Genomic DNA, 21,822 nt, shown 5'->3' with positions numbered 1-21,822 from the left:
GGCGCCTCGCCGCTGCTAAAGCAGTTGCTCGTACAGGAAATAGTGGCACTGTTCCATGCCCAGTCCCCGATACGTTGCTTGTGCGCGACGGTTTTCAGTTTCTACGTACAGCCGCAAGCCCACCGCACCCGCATCCTTCGCCCGCTGCGCAACATCGCGGTAGAGGCTGCGAAAGACGCCGCCTCGGCGCGCCTGCGGCGCGACATAAACGCTTTGAATCCACCAGAAATCGCCGTTGCGCCAATCGCTCCATTCGTAGGTCACCAATAAGCAACCCACCGCGCAGCCGTCCCGTTCGGCGATCCTGTAGAAGCCTCGGCGCGGCTCGTCGAATACCGCGCCCACCCCGCGCAGCAGCACCTCCAGATCGAGGCGTTTGTGCTCTGTCTCCCACGCCATCGCCGCATTCCATTCGGCGATGGCGGCAATATCTTCGCGCCTGGCGGGGCGAACCGTCACGGTCGGCATAGTTGTTTCCTCTTATGATTTGCGTCGCGGGCGCGACGTTCCCAATTTCCGCGTCAAGGTATTGCGCCCGACCCCCAGCGCCGCCGCCGCATGCTGGCGATGACCCTCGTTCGCCGCCAGCGCGGCTTCCAGCAGCACGCGATCGAACGCCTCGCGCGCGCGCGCATGGATCTCCGCCTCGCCAAGCTCAAGCGCGCGGTCCGCCCAATCGCGCAGCGCATCGGTCCAGTCGCCGCGCGGCGCCTGCGTGGACTTGCCCAGATCGGCAGGCAGGATTTCGTTGCCCGAAGCGATGACCGCCACACGCCGGCAAAGATTCTCCAGTTCGCGCACGTTGCCGGGAAAATCGCGCTGTGCGATCGCCTTCAGCGCCGCCTTGGAAAAGCGCTTGGGCGGAAGCTTCAGCTCCTGCGCCGCATTAGCGAGGAAGTGCTGCGCCAGCAGCGGGATGTCGGCACGTCGCTGCCGTAACGGCGGCAATTCGATACGCACTACGTCAAGCCGATGCTTGAGGTCGGCGCGAAATAACCCTGCCGCGACGCGCGCATCCAGATCCTGATGCGTGGCCGCGACGATCCGCACATGACAGCGGATCAATTCGCGTCCACCCACGCGATAGAACTCGCCACCCGCCAGCACGCGCAGCAGGCGCGTCTGCAAGATCAACGGCATGTCGCCGATCTCGTCCAGGAACAGCGTGCCACCCTCGGCCTGCTCGAAGCGTCCGGCCACACGCCGGGTCGCGCCGGTAAATGCGCCAGCTTCATGGCCAAATAATTCGCTTTCGAGCAGTTCGCTGGGAATCGCCGCCGTATTCAAGGCCACGAACGGCTTGTTGCGGCGCGCGCTTTCTTCATGCAGCGCACGCGCCACCAGCTCCTTGCCGGTTCCCGTTTCTCCCGTCACCAGCACGTTGAGATCGCTGGCGGCGATGCGACCGATCAAGCGGAAGACTTCGCGCATCGGCGCGCTTTCGCCAAGCAGCGCATGCGCGGGGGCCAGCGGCGCCGGGGAAATCGGCTCAGGGTGCGCTGCCTCGGCCAGGGCACGTTGCACCGCGGCCAATGCCTGGTCCAGGTCGAAAGGCTTGGCGAGGTAGTCGACCGCACCGGCCCGATAAGCTGCCGCCGTGGTCGCCACATCGGTATAGGCGCTCATGACGATGACCGGGCCGATCTGCCGAGCGCGCAATTCCTCCAGCAACACGAGGCCGCCTTCGCCCGGCATGCGTACATCGGTAACCAGCAATGCGGGCGTCGCGTCACGCAAAGCCTTACGCACACCGGCGGTCTCTTCGAATTCGCGCACGTGCCATCCGGCATCGCGCAGCGCTTCGGCCAATACGAAACGCACGCCGCGATCGTCATCGACGATCCAGATCCCGGAGGTTTCGGAATGTTTAGCCATGGGCATGTCCAGCCGGGGTTATCGCCGCACCTGCGCGCGGTGGCAACGGAAGATAGAGGGAAAACACGGTCTCGCCAGGTCGGCTGGCGTAGCGCAACTCACCGCCATGCTCATGCGCGATTTCGCGCGACAAAGCCAATCCCAGCCCGGTGCCATCGGCGCGGCCCGAGACCAGCGGTTCGAACAATGTATCGCGCAACGCGGCCGGCACGCCGGGGCCATCGTCGATCACATCCAAGCGCAAGGCACTGCGAAACATGCGCTCGCCCACGCGCACGCCATGCTCGACGCGACTGCGCAAGGTAAGCGTCGTCGCTCCCGCCTCGATCGCATTGCGCGCGAGGTTAAGCATCACTTGCAGCAAGCGATCGGCATCGCCGTGCATATCCGGCAGGCTCGGATCGTAGTCATGCCGCAGACGCGGCGGCGACGCTTCCGACTGGATCAGTTCGCTCAGCCGTTCCAGCAATTGGTGCAGATTTACCGCTCCCAGCTGCGGCGCGCCATCATGGCGCAACAGGCGATTCGCCAAGGCCGCAAGCCGGTCCGCCTCGGCGATCACCATGCCCGCCAATGCCTGCATGTCCACGTCATCCAGCCGCCGTTGCAGCAACTGCGCCGCGCCGCGCAAACCCGCCAGCGGGTTTTTCACCTCGTGTGCAAAGCCGCGCAAGGTCGCCGACAGCGGCGAGGCCGCCGGTGCGGATTCCGCCAGCGCATGCACCTCCACCAACAAACGGCCCGGATCCAGCGGCTGCAGCGCCACATCCACCCGCTGCCCGTGCCCAGTCCCAGGCAGCACCACGTCTCGACACTGCACCGAGCGCTGCTCGGCCAGGCTGCGCACCGCCTGCTCCGCCACCCCCGCATCCTGCAGCAATCCCGCCAACGGCAAACCCAGTGCGTGCCGTAACCCGAGACCCAGCAGTTCCGCCAGCGCCGGATTGATCCATTCCACCCGCAACCGCCCATCGACCACCGCCAACCCGGTCGACATCTGCTCAGCCCAGCCAAGGAAATGCTGTTCGTTCATTGCACCATCATGGGCAATGCGCTGGATTGGTGCAAATGAATGCCGGCTGTGGGCGATGCGATACCAGTTGTCGCCGCCTGGTCAATATTTTCTGGTTGCCAGGTCTGTCGCGCAACGGAGCCCAACGCCGCCTACGCAATCCATGCCGTCCCGCTCATTCCTTTGCGGGGGCCGGCATGAAGAAGACCTCCCGCACCTCGATCACTGAACGGAACGCTTTGGCACCTTTGCGCGCCACGCCAGCAACTCATCCAGATCTGCGGTTTCCAATATCGCAAGGCCGCCCACGTACTCCTTGGCCTCCAGATATGGCCCGTCAATGACGATCACCTCACCGTCGGGCTGCCCCGAGTGTTATTGCCTTTGGGCTCAGACCACAAGCGAACTTCCTGACACCAGCAGCGATCATTTCCTTATTAAGTGCATGAATTGCTTCGATAGTCGCTTCGGTTTCGATGGACGGATCATAGTTGTCGGGAAGGTAGTAGAGATCAGGTATTGCGGCATTCTCGTCTCGATTGCTCATGCTGACGATCGCAGGGGTTTGAAGCGCCTGATGCCCGAGTTGGCGAACGTCTGCCTTGGTTCAATTGTTAGGCCACACGTGAAGCATCAGGCCGAATCAACCATGTTCCTGCTGCGAGGCCAATCAAGGCTGCTCAAGACATATAAGCAGCCAACCCTATGGTTTTTATTTTTTCTAATATTTAATAGCCAAGTCTTCAAACGATCGTGTCGACAAACACCCCACGTAAATCAGAAATGCCGCTTTCACTGAAATTATGCGCCAACGTTTGCAGAAACGATTGCAGGCTTGGGATCGTGCTATTCGAAGAATCGGTGGGTGTTCCTGATCCGGATGACGAGCCAAGTGACGCCCAAAGGTCTTGGAATACGGATGTCAAACCAGTGGCGCCACTCGAGGTAGGCACTGCGCTGCTTGAGTTGGCATTCAGCGCCTGGGCCAGGTTGGAAAATGTCGCTGCGATATTTCTGTACTGTTGTACCTGCTGCGAAGCTTTCAGCTGCCTTGGCAGGCGTGCGAGCGGCGTAGCGGCATTATCCGAGCCAGCTTTATGAGGCGAGAAAGTTAGTCCAAGTTGCGACAGTGCAGCGGCAACAGCTGAAGCCAGCGGGTTCACGGTGGTGGCGGAGGAATCCGTCGACGCCATGAGCGCTGTCGACGTCGACCCATCGAGGGCCTTTTTGTGCCTGGCATGCTCAGCAGCAACGAGTCCACTTACAGGCTGCGACTGCGTGCTGCTGATATTTGAAATATTCATGACAGGCAGCTCCTTGGGAGAGTGAGCGCTCGGCATTTTACGTTGGCGATCTTCATCGCGCGAGTGCGTTCGCCTCGGGTGAAAAGCAAGCCGCTGGCACCCTGAGTCTTAAGCGCGCCCATTTTCAGGTAACGGACTTTACCCACCTTGCGCATGGTTCACTCCATGGCAATGCGCCAACGTCATGACTCCACAATACGCCTTCCCTTGCCAGTGATTAATCCTGCATGGAAGCAGTAGTCCTGCAATTTTTTACGCTCGCCCGAGGGTATACCAGCTTGGTTTTGAAGATAACGTCGTTCGGGGTCGGGTTTTAGAAGACGCAGTTAAAAACAACGGCAAAAAAATACCTGAAAAAGTTTCACGCCTTTTTCACCGCGGCCTGGACTTTGGAAGAGTAACTGTCGATTTTTTTAAAACCTTGGCTACTAACCTCGCGTTTAGCGTCGTCGGGGCATTGGCAGACCTCTTCGAGTACGACAGTATTAAGGGCGTTCGTTCGAATCCTATACCTTGCGCTTGCCTTTCGGCCGGCGCACTCCTCCTTGGGCAAAGCCAATGTCAATCACGGAATCCGTAGCCAACGCCGAAGCCGCACGGGAGTTCCTGGAGCGCCGGCAGTTGATCGCCGCGCTAAGGCGTCTGCGCAGAGGTGATTTTGATGTTCGGCTTCCTGACGATCTCGCTGGCAGCGACAGCGAAATCGCTCAGTTATTCAACGAGGTCGTCAGCCTCAATCAGCAAATGACCAAGGAATTCGAGCGCCTGTCCACTGTCGTGGGCAAAGAAGGCAAGATCACCCAGCGTGGACGGGTAAAGAATGCGACCGGTGGCTGGGAGAGCGCCATCCATGCGGTCAACGAGCTCATCGAGGACATGGTGCAGCCGACGGCCGAAGTCGCCCGGGTCATCGGCGCCGTGGCCAAGGGCGATCTTTCGCAATCCATGACCGTCGAGATTGATGGACGACCGCTGCGTGGTGAATTCCTCCGCATCGGTAAAGTGGTCAACACGATGGTGGAGCAGCTCGCTTCCTTCACTTCCGAAGTGACCCGTGTCGCCCGCGAGGTGGGTACCGAGGGCAAGCTGGGTGGCCAGGCGACCGTAAAGGGCGTAGCCGGCACCTGGAAGGATCTGACCGACAACGTCAATGCGATGGCGACCAACCTCACCGGCCAGGTGCGCAATATCGCCGAGGTGACGACCGCGGTCGCCTCGGGCGACCTGTCCAAGAAGATCACCGTAGAAGTAAAGGGTGAAATCCTCGAGCTGAAAAACACCATCAACGTGATGGTGGACCAGCTCAATTCCTTCGCCTCCGAAGTGACGCGCGTGGCGCGCGAGGTGGGCACCGAAGGCAAGCTCGGCGGTCAGGCGCGCGTCGAAGGCGTGGCCGGTACCTGGAAGGATCTCACCGATAACGTAAACCTGATGGCCGACAACCTGACCGGCCAGGTGCGCAACATCGCCGAGGTCACCACGGCGGTCGCCTCAGGCGACTTGTCGAAGAAAATTACGGTGGATGTGAAGGGCGAAATCCTGGAGCTGAAAAACACCATCAACGTGATGGTGGACCAGCTCAACTCGTTCGCCTCGGAAGTCACTCGCGTGGCACGCGAAGTCGGTACCGAAGGCAAGCTGGGCGGCCAGGCGCAGGTACCCGGGGTGGCCGGCACCTGGAAGGATCTGACCGATAACGTGAACCTGATGGCCGACAATCTCACCGGCCAGGTGCGCAACATCGCCGAGGTCACCACGGCGGTGGCATCGGGCGATTTGTCGAAGAAAATTACGGTCGATGTGAAAGGCGAAATCCTGGAGCTGAAAAACACCATCAACGTGATGGTCGACCAGCTCAATGGCTTCGCCTCGGAAGTCACCCGCGTGGCGCGCGAGGTGGGCACCGAAGGCAAGCTCGGCGGCCAGGCGCAGGTGCCCGGCGTGGCCGGGACCTGGGCCGACCTTACCGATAACGTCAACTTGATGGCCGCCAACCTCACCGGCCAGGTGCGCAACATCGCCGAGGTCACCACGGCGGTGGCCCGCGGCGATCTGTCCAAGAAGATTACGGTGGACGTCAAGGGCGAAATCCTGGAGCTGAAGAACACCATCAACGTGATGGTGGACCAGCTCAACTCCTTCGCTTCGGAAGTGACCCGCGTAGCGCGCGAAGTGGGTTCGGAAGGCAAGCTCGGCGGCCAGGCGCGCGTCGAAGGCGTCGGCGGCACGTGGAAGGACCTGACCGATAACGTGAACCTGATGGCCGGCAACCTGACCGGCCAGGTGCGCAACATCGCCGAGGTCACCACGGCGGTGGCCCGCGGCGACCTTTCCAAAAAAATCACGGTGGACGTCAAGGGCGAAATCCTGGAATTGAAAGACACCATCAACGTGATGGTGGATCAGCTCAACTCCTTTGCCTCCGAAGTGACTCGCGTGGCGCGTGAAGTAGGCTCGGAAGGCAAGCTCGGCGGCCAAGCGCAGGTGATCGGCGTCGGCGGCACCTGGAAAGACCTCACTGAAAACGTCAACGCCATGGCGGCCAACCTGACTGGCCAGGTACGCAATATTGCGGAAGTGACGACCGCGGTGGCGCTGGGCGACCTTTCCAAGAAAATCACGGTGGACGTCAAGGGCGAAATCCTGGAGCTGAAGAACACCATCAACACGATGGTCGACCAGCTCAATTCGTTTGCATCGGAAGTCACCCGCGTGGCGCGCGAAGTCGGCACGGAAGGCAAGCTCGGCGGCCAGGCGCAGGTTCGCGGCGTAGCCGGTACCTGGAAGGACTTGACCGACAACGTCAACTTGATGGCCGACAACCTGACCGGCCAGGTACGCAACATCGCCGACGTGACGACGGCGGTGGCGCGAGGCGATCTTTCCAAGAAAATCACCGTGGACGTAAAGGGAGAAATCCTCGCGCTCAAAGACACCATCAACGTGATGGTGGACCAGCTCAATTCGTTCGCATCGGAAGTCACCCGCGTGGCACGCGAAGTCGGCACCGAGGGCAAGCTGGGTGGCCAGGCGCAAGTACCTGGCGTGGGCGGCACCTGGAAGGACCTGACCGACAACGTCAACCTGATGGCGACCAACCTGACCAATCAGGTGCGCGGCATCGCCGACGTGGTGAACGCCGTGGCGCAAGGCAATCTCAAGCGCAAGTTGGCGGTGGACGCCAAAGGCGAGATTGCCGCGCTGGCGGACACCTTCAACGGCATGATCGAGACCCTCGCCACCTTTGCCGACCAGGTCACCAACATGGCGCGCGAAGTAGGCATCGAGGGCAAGCTGGGTGGCCAGGCGCGCGTTCCCGGCGCTGCGGGCCTATGGCGTGATCTCACTGACAACGTGAACCAGCTTGCCGCGAATCTGACCAATCAGGTGCGCTCGATCGCCGATGTGGCCACCGCGGTGACCAAGGGCGACCTGTCGCGATCCATCGCGGTGGAAGCGTCCGGGGAGATGGCCTCGCTCAAGGACAACATCAATGAAATGATCCGCAACCTGAAGGACCAGACCCTGAAAAACGCGGAGCAGGATTGGCTCAAGACCAACCTTGCCCGCTTCTCGCGCATGTTGCAGGGCGAACGCGATCTGGCGACCGTATCCAATTTGATCATGTCCGAGCTGGCACCGTTGGTGAATGCGCAATATGGCGTGTTCTATGTAACGCGCCGCGAGGAGAACGATACGGTACTGGATCTGGTCGCAAGCTACGGCGCCGAAAGCAAGGAGAAGCTCAAGCCGACCTTCAAGCTGCGCGAAGGGCTGGTCGGCCAGTGCGCCGCGGACAAGCGCGCCATCCTGTTGACGGAAGTTCCCAGCGACTTCATCCGGATTGGCTCCGGCCTCGGTCACGCAGCACCGGCAAGCCTCACTGTCTTGCCGGCCCTGTTCGAGGACGACGTAAAGGCCGTGATCGAGTTAGCGTCCTTCAACCGCTTTAACGAGACCCACCAAAGCTTCCTCGACCAATTGATGGAATCGGTTGGCATCGTGCTCAACACGATCGCCGCAACCATGCGTACCGAAGGTTTGCTCAAGCAGTCACAGTTGCTGACCCAGGAACTCCAGGCTCGCCAGACCGAACTCACTACTAAACAGGAAGAATTGCACGCTACCAACGAAGAACTGAAAGAGAAAGCGCAGCTGTTGGAAAACGAAAAGAAACAGGTCGAGGCCAAGAACTTCGAAATCGACATGGCTCGCCGTGCGGTCGAGGAGAAGGCAGAACAGCTGGCGCTCACTTCCAAATACAAGTCCGAGTTCCTGGCCAACATGAGCCACGAACTGCGCACGCCGCTGAACTCGCTGCTGATTTTGTCCAGGCTGCTGGCCGACAATCCACAGGGCAATCTCAATGAAAAGCAGACCGAGTTTGCCCGTACCATCCATTCGGCCGGCTCGGACCTGCTTAGCCTGATCAACGATATTCTGGATCTATCGAAGATCGAATCCGGCACGGTATCGATCGAGATCGCCGATATGCCGCTGAGCAGCCTGAAGCAGCATATGGAACGCACCTTCCGGCAGATCGCCGCGGACAAAAATCTGCAATTCAGCGTGGAATTCGACTCTGCGCTGCCCCACTCCATCCGTACCGACGAGAAGCGCCTGCAGCAAGTGGTGCTCAATCTTCTCTCCAATGCGTTCAAGTTCACCGCGCGCGGCAGCGTCACGCTCGCCGTCAAGCATGTAACCGGGGGATGGAGCACCAGCCATCCGGTATTGCGTGATGTGCAGCGCGCTATCGGGATCGCCGTTACCGATACGGGCATCGGCATCCCCAAAGACAAGCAGAAATTGATCTTCGAGGCTTTTCAACAAGCCGATGGCACCACCAGCCGCAAATATGGCGGCACCGGCCTTGGCCTATCCATCAGCCGGGAGATCGCACGCTTGCTCGGCGGTGAACTGCAAGTGCGCTCGATGCCTGGTCAGGGATCGACATTTACCCTGTTCGTGCCGATCGAGGCCGGCAATGCGGTGGCTTCGACACCAGGCACCAGCACGGCCCGTTATGACAATAGCGGCGCGACGGTGCCCAATGTCCTGGTCAGTCATATGGAAGTCACTGATGATCGCGAAGCATTAGGGGACTCGCCTTTTGCTCTGATCGTCGAGGACGATGCGACCTTTGCCGCCATCCTGCTGGACATTGCGCGAGAAGCGGGGCTCAAGGGCGTGGTCGCCACGGCAGGCGCGGGCACCCTGGCCTTGGCGCGCAAGCTCCAGCCGAATGTCATCACGCTGGATCTTGGCTTGTCCGATATCGATGGACTGGTGCTGCTGGATCTGCTCAAGCATGACCCCCAAACCATGCACATGCCGATCCACGTGATTTCCGGTGCGGAAAAGCTGCGGTCGGCGTTATCCCTTGGTGCCATCGGGGCCACCGAAAAGCCGGCGTCCACCGAGGAATTGGCTGCGATATTCGCCAGCCTTGCCGAGTTCGCACGCAATCCATCCGCATCATCCGCCACCGAGGAAGCCGCCCCGCCGGCCGAGATCCGCAACGAACCGCACGCCGTACCCGAACTTGCCGGCGCCAAGATCCTGATCGTCGACGACGATATCCGCAATATCTATTCACTCACCAGTGTTTTGGAAAGCTATAACGTGGAAGTCTTCCATGCTGAAGGCGGCCGTGACGGCATCGCCATTCTTCAACAAACCCCAGGTATAGATCTGGCGCTGATTGACATCATGATGCCCGAGATGGATGGCTACGAAACCATGCAGCAAATCCGCGCACAGCCCGCCATAGCCGGCATTCCACTGATTGCCGTGACGGCCAAGGCCATGAAGGGCGATCGCCAGAAATGCCTGGATGCAGGCGCTTCGGATTACATCGCCAAGCCGGTGGATATCGAATTACTGCTCGCCTTGTTGCGCGTATGGGTGGCTCAATCCCGGAAAGTCACGGAGACGGCGGCACCATGAGTACCAATGCCCAGGAACGAAGGTCGCGCGATTTAACGAACCCGGACAGCGGCTCTCTTGTGCTGCGTGACAGAAATGATCGAGCTCGCATCCTGATTGTCGATGATGACGAGCGCAACCTGCTTGCGCTGAAGACCGTGCTGGAAGACCTTGCCGATGTCGTCGTGGCCAAGTCCGGCGAAGAGGCGTTGCGCCATCTGCTAAAGGGTGAATTCGCGGTTATCCTGCTTGACGTTTATATGCCAGGCATCGACGGCTACGAAACCGCAAAAATCATTCGCGACCGCGAACAGACCAAACGCATTCCCATCGTGTTTCTCTCGGCAGTAAACAAAGAAACCGAGCACCAGATGCGCGGCTACTCGATGGGCGCCGTCGATTATGTCTTCAAACCTGTCGAACCGATCGTGCTGCGCTCCAAGGTTGCGGTGTTCGTCGACTTGTTTCAGACCACGCGGGAAATGCAACACAAGGCCAGCCAGGCGCAAGAACTGCTGCAGGCCAACATGCGCGCCCATACCGAACTGCTACGCGCCGAACAGGAATTGCGTCAAGTCGAGCAGCGCCAGGCGGCCATCCTCAATTCCTTGCCCATACTGGTGTACTTGGAGGAGCAGCATCGTACCCTGCGCGAACCGCGATTCGTCAGTGGTGACGTGCAGGCGTTGACGGGCTTCTCGCCCGACGAAGTCAAGAGTTACCGCACCCATTGGCATGATCGCATCCACGCGGAAGATCTCGATCGCGTCATCGAAGCCATGAAATCACGGCACGCGAAACAGGGTTATTCGGTGGAATATCGATGGCAGTGCGCCAACGGGCAATACAAATACTTTCTCGATCAGGCGATCTTGCTGCGGGACGAAGGATCAGACAAAGCGGAATATGCAGGCACGTTACTCGACGTCTCGGATCGCAAGGAACTCGAATCGCAGCTTCTGCACGCGAGCAAGATGGATGCGATTGGACAGCTTAGCGGCGGCATCGCACATGATTTCAACAATTTGCTGGCCGCCGTCCTGACCGGCCTGGAAATCCTGGAACGTCGTATCGAGCTGGCGCCGGAACTGCGTCGGATCTTTGATATTACGCGGCGCTCTGCCCAGCAAGGCACGGAAGTGGTGTCACGGCTATTGGCGTTCGCGCGCAAGCAGAAGCTGGAGCCTTCGCAAATCGAAATGTCCGCTCTTTCAAGAGCCGTCGACCAACTGCTCACCCACACCCTGGGCGGCCTGGTTGCGCTGGAGTGGGAGCTGATGCCCGATTTGTGGCTCCTGTACGCGGATGCTTCGCAGCTGGAATTGGCGCTGGTGAATCTGGCCATCAATGCGCGCGATGCCATGCCCGAAGGCGGCACCATCCGCATTACCTGCCGTAACGCGACCGTCATTGAGGACTCCGCTTACGGAGTGGCCCCCGGTGAATACGTGGTGTTATCTGTCGCGGATACGGGCCACGGCATTTCTCCTGCGCTGCTGGAGCGCGTGACGGAACCTTTTTTTACCACCAAGGACGTCGGCAAAGGCACCGGCCTTGGACTGAGCATGGTCTATGGCTTTGCCAAGCAATCGGGTGGAACGTTGCTCATCGAGAGCGAGGTAGGACAAGGTACGTGCGTTACGCTTTGGCTGCCTCGCGGGCTGCGTACAACGGCAATGTCCAAGGACAGCGCGCTGAAGTCGAAGCCGAGCATCTCCGACACATCGAAGAAGATTCTGCTGGTCGATGACCATGACGGTGTACGCACCACGACAGCGGCGCTCCTCATCGAACTGGGGCACCACGTCATTGAAGCCGCAGATGGCGCGCAAGCGCTCGAACTCATGCGGCAACAAACCGGTGACGTCGATCTCGTCGTGAGCGACTACGCCATGCCGCTACTGTCGGGCGGGGAAATCATCCGTCAATTACGCACGAAAAAACCGGGTCTAGGCGCCATCATCATTACGGGCTACGCCGACTCGGAGGCCATCACCGGCACGGCCGAGGGAGTTGTCATCCTAACCAAGCCATTCACCTCGCAATGCCTGCAGGATGCCATCGTGGCTGCCGAGTCTTGGAAGAAGAGCATTGATATCTCTTGATAGCCATTTCCATCCCACACCATAAATGACTATTTGATCAAGGGCTGAATCCCGACGCAGATCGCTATCGGCCTTGGGCTATCGTCCACGCAGCCCTTTCAAGTGGCGATTGCAAACGACGGGTTTTCCAAGGCCGTTTCTTGGCGGAAGCGGAACCATGCAGTTGTTGACGAGTCCACATCCTCTTCGCGCCAAGCCGCCCATGCCGTCGTTGCGGGCATGTGACCTGTGCAACGGCAGGCTGGCGTACACATAGAGTTCGGCTTTAGCCGTCGAGCGGGGAATGTTTGCTTTTTCTCCAAAAACTGAAAAAGGAGAACGGATAGCTATCCGATGCACATCATCAAGAACGCGAAGCCGCATGCGTCAGTTGTTGTCGCCATTCAACATCGAGCCCACGATGCCTCCGAGCAGGCCACCGCCCACCCCGGCCGCGCGCGCGCCGCCACTGCCGTTGTTGGGTAGATACTCGGCAATCTGGTGGGCCAGGCGCGAGATCGGCAGCGTCTGCAGCCACACTGTGCCGGGACCGGTAAGCGCAGCCAGGAAGATGCCGTCGCCACCGAAAATGGCGTTCTTGATACCGGGAACAGTAGTGATCTGAAAACTGACCGAGGCCTGGAACGCACCGACGTGTCCCGGATGGACGCGCAAGGTTTCGCCGGGTGCCAGATCCTTCCGGATGAGCTCGCCGGAGAGTTCCAGCCACGCTGTGCCCGTGCCACCGACTTTTTGCAGCATGAAACCGTCGCCACCGAAGATGCCGGCGCCCAATGACTGCTGGAAACCCACGCTCAAGGTGACTTGCGGTGTGCCGCACAGAAACCCATGCCGGTGCACCAGGTATTCGCTACCGGGGCCCACCGGCACCGGCACGATATGGCCGGGCATCCTGGCAGCGAACGCGACCTCGCCAGGGACCTGCATGGCGCGGTACTCGGTCATGAAGAAACTGCCGCCGCCAACCACGCGCTTGAACATGCCCAACAGCCCACCGCCGCCGCCCATCTGCGTATGCGTAGTCATCTGGATCGATGCAGTCATCCATGACAGCTCGCCGCTCTCGGCGAAGACGCTTTCGTTGGGACCAAGCTGTATTTCCAGCACGGGCATCACCGTGCCCTGGATGCGAGTCTGCATGGGATGTTCTCCTGATGGTGGATGGTTGCCGATACGTTATCGAAAGAACGTGTCTGCTTCAGGCTGAAGACGTGGTTTGCCATAGCCTCGAAAGGCGCAGCAGTACCCAGTAGCTATAAGAAACGGAGCGGAGGCTTCAATGTCTCACGGAATAGTTTGAACATATCGCCAGCCGCGACGCTTCAGAGTTTGACGTAGGCCTCATGTTCACCAGCCGTGTAGAGCCTCACCCTCTGGTGCGGATAATCGCATACGTCCTGCTCCAGCCGCTGCCCAACGACCAGGAATACGAAAGGCTCGTGCCCTGTGTTGGTGATGACATGGGCCGGGCCGCGTCGGATAAAGCCAAGAAAATCACCGGCGCCGATGCTATGGCGCTCATCGTCGATTAACGCTTCTCCTCGCCCGGAAAGAATATAGACGCATTCTTCTTCATAGAGATGCCGGTGATATTCGGACGACTCATGGCCAGGCATGAGGGTAATGATGTGTGCGCCGAGCTGCGTCAATCCCACGGCATCGCCAACGGATTTTTTCAGTCGAATGGCGTTGTCATTCAGCGTATGGACCGAACGTATGGCGCTCATGGCCTCTATATCAGAGGCCCTCAATAAGGCAGTTGACTGGTTCACCGTGGGTACCCTGGCTTGGCTGCTAAGCAAGTTTTGCATGGATAGCTCCCGAGACGGAAATCCCGGCTTCGGTTCAAGACAAAATCCATCGAAGCTCGCAGACGCCATGGACGTGCAGGCGGGCGCCGCCGGCCTTCAGTACCCTGATTATCCAGGCCGCAAATGGCCGTGTTGAGCGAAAGCGCGTCGACCATCCGAACTACGATGATTGGCTTCACTATTGCCGGTAAGCACTGGTCGCTTCGCACCTCGCGCGTTTGCAATGAATCCCCTCCGCTGACAGGACGCGAAGTGGTGCGAACTGCTTTGGAGTTCGTAGATCGTCAAGTTGCCTGAGGGACAGGCAAGCTCGGTTTGGGCAAAGGTAGATAGCCTACTTGTTTGGCTTTGACCTGGCTTTTTTCACCGAGGTGTTGAGAGCAATCGCAGCACGGACGAGTGCCTTGAACGCTTCCGCGTCGACCACGTCCCCTTCGTGCAGGTCGATCGCGCGCCTTACGTTCCCATCGAGGCTCGCGTTGAAGAGTTTGGCCGTATCCTGCAACGACGCTCCCTTGGCGAAGGTCAGCTTCACCTTCGCCTTGTAAGACTCGCCGGTGCAAAGGATTCCATCGTGCGACCAAACGGGAGTACCCCTCCACTTCCATTCCTCCTGCACGTCCGGGTCGGCTTCTTTGATGAGTTCGCGCACCCTGTACAAGATCTGTCCACGCCAGTCTGCGAGTTCGGCAATTCTGGTATCAATCAGCTCGGACGCCGACTGAGCCGCGGCTGTGTCCGTCTTTTTCATACTCTCTTCCTTAACGGATGCGTTCCGGCAAGCAACCGAACCCAGAACCAGAGTTCGCATGCTGCGCCGGCAATAAAGAGCATCGAAGCATCGCCAGTCAAACCGAAGCCATACAGCACCATGGCGGCGACGGGGATGGCGGCTGTGAATAGGTGATGTTTCATGTGACTCCCAAAAGAACGGCAGCCAAGGCAGGCCTCTTTGGAACGAAAGCTACGCTGCCTGGTGCAAAACGCCTAGTGGTTATCGGGCAAGCCGCGCCGATTGATCGGCGTCGCGGCAGTGCGCAGATATCAGCCGTCGATTGACAATGAAGTTCTATATCGGCCCGATCTGCGCACGGCGAAGCTGCCTGTTCGCAATGGTTGGGTGCGATCAAAGCAGGACCCACGCTGCCAGGTAAGCACGTTACGTGCTACAGGTGCTTGCACGCCGCCATGACTGGATACTCAGAAGCCGCATCATCTTTGTAAAGCAACCTGTCCCACTTATGCACGCTCGCGCCACAAGAACTTTTTTCGCCAAAACACACGTCTTTTCACTCGGCAAGCACAATTGCAGTCTTACGCTCCGGCGGCCATTCGGCACCCCTGGGGAGGGGAGTAGCTCGTTTGTTTCCTCGATCTTTCTTTCTCTGTCACAGCTCACTTAGGGAGTAGCTAGTTATGACTAGAACAGATTCGACTGGAACTTATACAACGCTCGGCACAGGCCTCGTTCGCAAAGCCTGCGGTCTTTCGCTTGCCATCGCCATGGTGTTCGGTGCTACCAACGCAGCCCATGCTGCGCAGGTGTATACGCACCATGTGAGGGATGCGGTAAACCAAGGTACGGCGCAGCTGGTCGGCAGCTTGCCGGCCACGCAATGGATGAGCCTGGATGTCGTGCTGCCAGTGCGCGACCAGGCGGGCCTGGATCAATTCGTGGCGGATGTCACCAATCCGGCCAGCCCCAATTTCCATCATTACCTCACGCCCGCGCAATTCACCGCACGTTTCGGCCCCACCCAGAATGACTACGCCACCGTCGTGGATTACCTGACCAAGCACGGCTTCACTGTTACCGGCGGCAGCCGCGATGGCATGGACGTGCAGATTGCCGGTCCGGTTTCCGCGGTGGAATCGGCCTTCAACGTGAAGATGCGCGTCTACAAGCATCCTACCGAAAGCCGCAACTTCTTCAGCGCCGATCGCGAGCCCACCACCTCGCTGGCGATTCCGCTGTGGCACGTTTCGGGCCTGAATAATTATTCGATTCCCAAGCCGCTGTACGTGAAGAAGAGCGATTACGCAGCGGCCAGCGGCATCAGCCCGGATGCCGTGGTCAGTCACGCCACCACCGGTTCCGGCCCGTCGTCATCGTTCCTCGGCAGCGATATGCGTGCTGCCTACTACGGCGGCAGCGCCCTTACCGGTGCCGGTCAGAACCTTGGCCTGTTCGAATACGAAGGCACCGACCTGGCCGACCTCACTACGTACTACAAGAACGCCAAGCAGACCAATAATGTGCCGGTCTCGGTCATTTCGGTCGATGGCACCAGCACCTCCTGTACCGCCAAGAGCAATTGCGACGATACCGAGCAGACGCTGGACATGACGCAGGCGCTGGGCATGGCACCGGGCCTTAGCAGCCTGGTGATGTATGTCGGTTCCACCGATACCGCCATCATCAGTGCGATGACCACGCACAGTCCGCTGCCGACCACCATCGGCTGCTCATGGGGCTGGACGCCCGATGATCCGTCCACGCTCGATCCGTATTTCGAGAAGATGGCCGCGCAGGGCCAGACGTTCTTCGCGGCATCCGGCGATAGCTCGACCTGGTCCTCGCGCAACGAAGCGTGGCCAGCCGACGATGCCTACGTTATTTCCGTCGGCGGCACCGACCTGACCACCGCCAGCGCGGGCGGCGCCTGGAAGTCGGAAACGGCATGGGTGGACAGCGGCGGCGGCATCTCGCCGGACAAGATCGCCATTCCTTCGTGGCAAAAACTTTCCGGCGTAATCAATTCGAGCAACAAGGGCTCGACCACCTATCGCAATGGTCCGGACGTATCGGCCAATGCCAACTTCACCTTCTATGTCTGCGCCGACCAGACCACCTGCACGGCTAACGATTACGGTGGCACCAGCTTTGCCGCGCCGATGTGGGCGGGCTTCATCGCGCTGGTCAACCAGCAGCTGGCGGCGAACGGAAGCGCCCCGATCGGTAACTTCAACGCAACCGTGTATCCGGAGAACGAATCCGGCGGCAAGACCACCAGCACCTACTCCACCGACTTCCACGACATCACCAGCGGCAAGTCCGGCAGCTACTCGGCTGTAACGGGCTATGACCTGGTGACCGGCTGGGGCAGTCCGAAGGCGGCGCTGATCACAACGCTGAGCCAGTAATTCCATCGCAGGTCATCGCTGGGAGGACGGAGGCCATCGCCTCCGTCCTTTTTTATTGGCTGGGTGAATCAGCTTCATCGCCAGTTTGGGGACGCTTACTGGGCCGGCCACGCGGCGTAGCGCGTATTCCATGGGTGGCGAAGCGGCCAGATCGATCGCGGGCTCTGCCAGGGGGTGCCATTACCTCGGCGCGGCGAGTATAAAACCTGGCTGCTCCGATGACTTGCTGAGATTGCCGCATGAAATGCTTCCGCTGTACGGGCTTCATCGCTTGCTGGTTAGGGTTCGCCTTCGTTCCACTCGCACCGGCTGCTGACGCGCAAGCGCAGAACACTTCGGCCGTGGTGGCAGGCGATGCGCGGTTCGAGTTCCTTACGCCGTCACTGGTGCGCATGGAATACGCGCCCACCGGTACTTTTGCCGATGCGCCCACCGCCGTGGTGCAAAAGCGCGACTGGCCCGCGGTGCCGGTGCATTCGGCGAAGGAAAACGGCTGGCTGGTCGCAAGCACCAGCGCGATGACGTTGCGCTACCGCTTGAATACCGGGCCTTTCAGCGCGGATAACCTCAAGGTGAGCTGGAACACGGGCGGCGCCGAGCATGCGTGGCATCCGGGCCAAGTGGATACGCAAAATCTCGGCGGCCTCACCTATTCGCTCGACCACGTCAGCGAAGCGAATCTGCCCAAGGGCAAGCTGGACCTGGAAAGCCCGGTCAACGACATGATTCCCGGCATCGACATTCCGCTCGAGCCAGCCAAGCCGGGCCTGCTCAGCCGCAGCGGCTACGCCTTCATCGATGATAGCCAAACGCCGCTGTGGAACGCGCAAACGCAATGGATCACGCCGCGGGCGAAGCCTTACGGCCAGGATTGGTACCTGTTCACCTATCACCACGATTACCAGAACGTGTTCCAGGAATACGCGCAGCTGTGCGGCGCCATTCCCATGATTCCCCGCTACACCCTCGGCACCTGGGTGACCGATTTCAACTTCGAGTATTTTCCCGATACCGCCGACGCGCACGCGCCGGACTTCGAGCACTACAACCAGCAATACCTGGAAGACGAGTTGTCGCGCCTGCGCCAGAACCATATTCCATTCGACACGCTGGTGCTGGATTTCGCCTGGCACAACTACGGTTGGCAGGGCGGTTACGACTGGAGTCCGCTGATTCCCCATCCCGACCAGTTCCTGCGCTGGCTGCACGATCGCGGCATCAAGCTCAGCCTCAACGACCATCCTGGCTATGCCGGCACGGAGGAAAGCATTCTTTCCTTCAACGACAGCCATGCCCCGGAAGTATTGAAAGACCTGGGTCGGCCGTTGCCGCCCAAGCCATCGTTCGACCTGGACGTGTCCCGGCAGTGGAGCTTTGCCACCGATCCGCAGGACCAGGGCGTGGCCCAACGCTGGTTCGCCGCCGATGGCGACAACGGCCAGTGGAAACCGATCCGTACCGATCAATCGTGGCAACAACAGGGTTATGCGGATTACCACGGCATCGGCTGGTATCGCGCGTCGATCCTGCTGCCGGCGAAGCTGCCGGACGCGCTTTACCTGTACCTGGGCGAGGTGGGCCAGAACTATCGCGTCTTCGTCAACGGCAAGGAGGTGGAGCATAGCCATGTGCAATGGCCGCGCCGCCTTACCTATACCGACATCCGCCCATATGCCAAGGCCGGACAGCGCAACGACATCGCATTGCGCGTCGTGCCGGGCGAGAACGGCGGCGGCATTTTCCGCGGCCCCGTCGCGATCAGGGACGTACTGCCACCGGCGCGGATCGCGTTCGACCTGTCCAACCCGCAGCAGGCCGACGTGTTCATGCGCGACCTGCATCGACCGCTGATGCAGGCCGGCGTGAGCGCCTGGTGGGTGGATGGCGGCGGCGGCGCGGCGGACATGCCGGGACTCAACAAGCAGCTGTGGACCAACAAGGTTTTCTACGACTACACCCAGCAGGTGACCGGCCAGCGCGGCTTCATCCTGAGCCGCTACGGCGATTGGGGCAGCGAACGCTATCCGGCTTTCTTCACCGGCGATACGTATTCGCAATGGCCGGTGCTGGCCTACGAAGTGGCCTTTACCGCGCGCGGCGGCAATGTGCTGGTGCCGTACATCAGCCACGACATCGGCGGTTTCCACGGCGCGAAGATTCCATTCGACTTGTATGCGCGCTGGATCGAGTTCGGCACCTTCAGCCCGATCCTGCGCATGCACAGCGCGCATGCCAATCCGCACGAGGGCAATGTACGCATGCCCTGGGTATATGGCGACCAGGGCATCGCGCTGATGCGCAAATATTTCACTTTGCGCACGCAGCTGATTCCCTATGTGTATACCTATACGTGGCAGGCACATACCCGCTCGATGCCGCTGTTGCGGCCGTTGTACTTGCAATATCCGGAGCTGGAAGAGGCCTATCGCCACTCGCACGAATACTTCTTCGGCCAGGACATGCTGGTCGCGCCGGTGCTTGCCGCCAGCGGCGACCGCACCATCTACCTGCCGCCCGGGTCGTGGATCGATTTCTTCAGCGGCAAGCATTACGACGGCGGCCGCTCGTTTACCGCCCACTATGCGGTGGACGAAACACCGGTATTCATGCGCGAGGGTTCGATCGTGCCCGAACAGGAAGTCAGCGACTATTCCAACGCCAAGCCGCTCGATACGGTCATCGTCAACGTCTATGGCTCGGGTCATGGCAGCTTCGACCTCTACGAAGACGATGGCATCTCGCTCGACTATGCCAAGGGCGGCTATGCGCTGACCTCGATGCAATATGCGACCGCGGCCGACGGCTCACACCAGCTTGTCATCGCGCCGAGCAAGGGCCATTTCAACGGCCAGCTGGCCTCACGCGCCTATGTGCTGCGCATCCATGCCACCGCCAAACCGCAGTCGGTCAGCGCCGATGGCAAGCCTGTGAAGACGTGGAGCTGGGACGATAAAAACACCGTCGCGACGATCACGTTGCCAAAGCAAAGCATTCGCGACAGCGTCCGCGTGAGCTGGCGTTAGCGCGCCGCGAAAGCTCAAAGGCCATCATCATGCCAACGCAAACGCATCCGTCCGGCATCGATGCTCATGCGCAGGCCCTGGTACCGTACCTGATAGCCGATCCCCACCAGCACGGCGGCAAACCCCGCCGCGGCGCCGACCGCGAGCGACCAGCGCGGACCGAACGTATCGGCCACCCAGCCTACGATCGGCGCACCAAGCGGGGTGCCGCCCAGCGCGATGGCGAGCAGGATCGCCACTACCCGGCCGCGCATCGCCGGCTCGGTGGAAAGCTGCACCAGGCTGTTGGTGGACGTGGTGAAGGTCTGCGCGGATATGCCGATAAACACCAGCACCGCGCCGAACAACTCGTAACTGGGCGAAAACGCAGCCAGGATCAGGCCCGTTCCGAATACCGCGGCAGCTACCAGTAGCAACCCGATGCTTGGCCTTGCTCTCCTGGCGGCGAGCAACGCGCCGATCACGGTGCCGATCGCCATGGTCGAGGTGAGCAGGCCGTAGCGGCCCGCGCCGGCGTGGAACACGGTCACCGTCATGGTCGAAATATAAATCGGAAAATTCAGCCCGAAGGTGCCGAACAGGAACAGCATCAGCAATACCGCACGAAGATCCGGCCGCCGCCACACATAGCGGAAGCCCTCGGTAAGGCTGCCGCGGCTGCGCCGTGCCCACTCCTTCACATGCAGCTGTTCGCGCCGGATGAAGCCCAGCGAACAAAGTACCGCACCGAAAGACAGCGCATTGATGACGAACACCCAGCCGGTGCCCACCGCCGCGATAAGCAGGCCGGCGATCGCCGGGCCGATCATGCGCCCGGCGTTGAAGGAAGTGGAATTGAGCGCGACGGCGTTCGACAGGTCTTCCTCGCCCACCAGCTCCGATACGAAGGTCTGGCGCGCCGGGGCATCAAACGCCGTTACACAGCCGAGCGTCAACGCGAAGGCATACACCTGCCACAGTTGCACCACGCCGGTGATGGTGAGCAGGCCCAGCCCGAGCGCCAGCACGCCCATCGCCGCCTGGGTGAAACGCAACAGCCGTTGCCGGTTGAAATGATCGGCCGCATAGCCGGTCAGCGGCAGCAGCAGGATTTGCGGACCGAACTGCAACGCCATCACCACGCCGACGGCCGAGGCGTTATGGCGCGTCAACTGGGTCAGGACCAGCCAATCCTGCCCGATCCGCTGCATCCAGGTGCCCACGTTCGAGACCAACGCGCCCGCCGCCCATACGCGATAGTTGTAGCCTCGCAACGAACGGAAGGTGCCTGTCGTCACAGGTTGCCGCCGTTGAAACGCCCGAACCGGTGCGCCAGCATCAAGGCCAGCAGCAGTGCGCCAAGGCCGGCAGCGGCGGCGTCGCCCACCGAGCGCAGCTCGAAATCGCCAACGTGGCAGATCAGCAGATAGCCGACCACGAGGTTGAAGAAACCCCACCATACGTTGGTTATCGAGGAAGAAAGTCCTTCGCCGGGAGGCTTGGCGAACGGCGTCTGGAAAGCTCGGCCCATCAGGCCGCTGACTGAATGGGGAATGGCGTTGGCAAGAAACGCACCGCCGAAGAAATAAGCCAGATAGTGAAGCCATGGCATGGTGGAATGCTCCGTGGTGTGGCAGCGCG

General features: G+C 60.3%; 16 protein-coding genes. 4 read left to right on the top strand and 12 right to left on the bottom strand.

The window, feature by feature from the left end; translation table 11 throughout:
* Window positions 1-15: 15 nt before the first annotated feature.
* From ISP15_RS04790 to ISP15_RS04765, 6 genes are all read right to left on the bottom strand, one after another.
* On the bottom strand, window positions 16-468 hold the full coding sequence (locus ISP15_RS04790; RefSeq protein WP_404545651.1) for a GNAT family N-acetyltransferase: 453 nt from the start codon (window positions 466-468) through the stop codon (window positions 16-18).
* 12 nt (window positions 469-480) lie between these two features.
* Complete coding sequence (gene ntrC / locus ISP15_RS04785; protein ID WP_404545649.1) at window positions 481-1,875, bottom strand: nitrogen regulation protein NR(I); 1,395 nt, start codon at window positions 1,873-1,875, stop codon at window positions 481-483.
* A complete protein-coding gene (locus ISP15_RS04780) occupies window positions 1,868-2,908 on the bottom strand; it encodes a two-component system sensor histidine kinase NtrB (protein ID WP_404545647.1) in 1,041 nt (346 codons plus the stop codon). Before ISP15_RS04780 ends, ntrC begins: the two co-directional genes overlap by 8 nt.
* Window positions 2,909-3,109: 201 nt before the next feature.
* Window positions 3,110-3,196 carry a hypothetical protein gene (locus tag ISP15_RS04775; RefSeq protein WP_404545718.1) on the bottom strand — a complete coding sequence of 29 codons (87 nt, stop codon included), beginning with the start codon at window positions 3,194-3,196 and terminating at the stop codon, window positions 3,110-3,112.
* A 43-nt stretch (window positions 3,197-3,239) separates the two neighbouring features.
* Window positions 3,240-3,434: a hypothetical protein gene (locus ISP15_RS04770; RefSeq protein ID WP_404545645.1), complete on the bottom strand. Its 195-nt coding sequence runs from the start codon at window positions 3,432-3,434 to the stop codon at window positions 3,240-3,242.
* A gap of 196 nt (window positions 3,435-3,630) precedes the next feature.
* A complete protein-coding gene (locus ISP15_RS04765) occupies window positions 3,631-4,191 on the bottom strand; it encodes a hypothetical protein (RefSeq protein ID WP_404545643.1) in 561 nt (186 codons plus the stop codon).
* A gap of 558 nt (window positions 4,192-4,749) precedes the next feature.
* Between ISP15_RS04765 and ISP15_RS04760 the strand changes: the two genes are divergently transcribed.
* Window positions 4,750-10,140 (top strand): HAMP domain-containing protein, encoded by a 5,391-nt coding sequence (locus ISP15_RS04760; protein WP_404545641.1) that lies wholly within the window; start codon window positions 4,750-4,752, stop codon window positions 10,138-10,140.
* Complete coding sequence (locus tag ISP15_RS04755; RefSeq protein ID WP_404545639.1) at window positions 10,137-12,224, top strand: response regulator; 2,088 nt, start codon at window positions 10,137-10,139, stop codon at window positions 12,222-12,224. Before ISP15_RS04760 ends, ISP15_RS04755 begins: the two co-directional genes overlap by 4 nt.
* A gap of 366 nt (window positions 12,225-12,590) precedes the next feature.
* Here ISP15_RS04755 and ISP15_RS04750 read toward each other — a convergent pair whose 3' ends face one another.
* The 4 genes from ISP15_RS04750 to ISP15_RS04735 form a co-directional block, all read right to left on the bottom strand.
* On the bottom strand, window positions 12,591-13,364 hold the full coding sequence (locus ISP15_RS04750; protein WP_404545637.1) for a TIGR00266 family protein: 774 nt from the start codon (window positions 13,362-13,364) through the stop codon (window positions 12,591-12,593).
* A 182-nt stretch (window positions 13,365-13,546) separates the two neighbouring features.
* The gene (locus ISP15_RS04745) at window positions 13,547-14,035 is read right to left on the bottom strand and encodes a cupin domain-containing protein (protein WP_404545635.1); all 489 of its coding nucleotides are present in this window, start codon (window positions 14,033-14,035) and stop codon (window positions 13,547-13,549) included.
* A 334-nt stretch (window positions 14,036-14,369) separates the two neighbouring features.
* A complete protein-coding gene (locus ISP15_RS04740) occupies window positions 14,370-14,786 on the bottom strand; it encodes a DUF1801 domain-containing protein (RefSeq protein ID WP_404545633.1) in 417 nt (138 codons plus the stop codon).
* Window positions 14,783-14,950: a hypothetical protein gene (locus ISP15_RS04735; protein WP_404545632.1), complete on the bottom strand. Its 168-nt coding sequence runs from the start codon at window positions 14,948-14,950 to the stop codon at window positions 14,783-14,785. The genes ISP15_RS04740 and ISP15_RS04735 overlap by 4 nt, the downstream gene beginning before the upstream one ends.
* A gap of 501 nt (window positions 14,951-15,451) precedes the next feature.
* Between ISP15_RS04735 and ISP15_RS04730 the strand changes: the two genes are divergently transcribed.
* Together ISP15_RS04730 and ISP15_RS04725 are read left to right on the top strand one after the other, a co-directional pair.
* Complete coding sequence (locus ISP15_RS04730) at window positions 15,452-17,179, top strand: S53 family peptidase (RefSeq protein WP_404545630.1); 1,728 nt, start codon at window positions 15,452-15,454, stop codon at window positions 17,177-17,179.
* A gap of 239 nt (window positions 17,180-17,418) precedes the next feature.
* Window positions 17,419-20,202: a glycoside hydrolase family 31 protein gene (locus ISP15_RS04725; RefSeq protein ID WP_404545629.1), complete on the top strand. Its 2,784-nt coding sequence runs from the start codon at window positions 17,419-17,421 to the stop codon at window positions 20,200-20,202.
* Between the two features lie 14 nt (window positions 20,203-20,216).
* Here the strand turns inward: ISP15_RS04725 and ISP15_RS04720 are convergent, their stop codons facing one another.
* On the bottom strand, window positions 20,217-21,479 hold the full coding sequence (locus ISP15_RS04720) for an MFS transporter (RefSeq protein ID WP_404545627.1): 1,263 nt from the start codon (window positions 21,477-21,479) through the stop codon (window positions 20,217-20,219).
* Entirely contained in the window at window positions 21,476-21,793 is a 318-nt protein-coding gene (locus ISP15_RS04715; RefSeq protein ID WP_404545625.1) for a hypothetical protein, read from the bottom strand. The genes ISP15_RS04720 and ISP15_RS04715 overlap by 4 nt, the downstream gene beginning before the upstream one ends.
* Between the last annotated feature and the right edge of the window lie 29 nt (window positions 21,794-21,822).

This window comes from Dyella jejuensis, assembly GCF_044904675.1.
GTDB lineage: Bacteria > Pseudomonadota > Gammaproteobacteria > Xanthomonadales > Rhodanobacteraceae > Dyella_B > Dyella_B jejuensis.
Note: the sequence above shows the minus strand (reverse complement) of the source record. Positions and strands in the feature narration are given on the sequence as shown.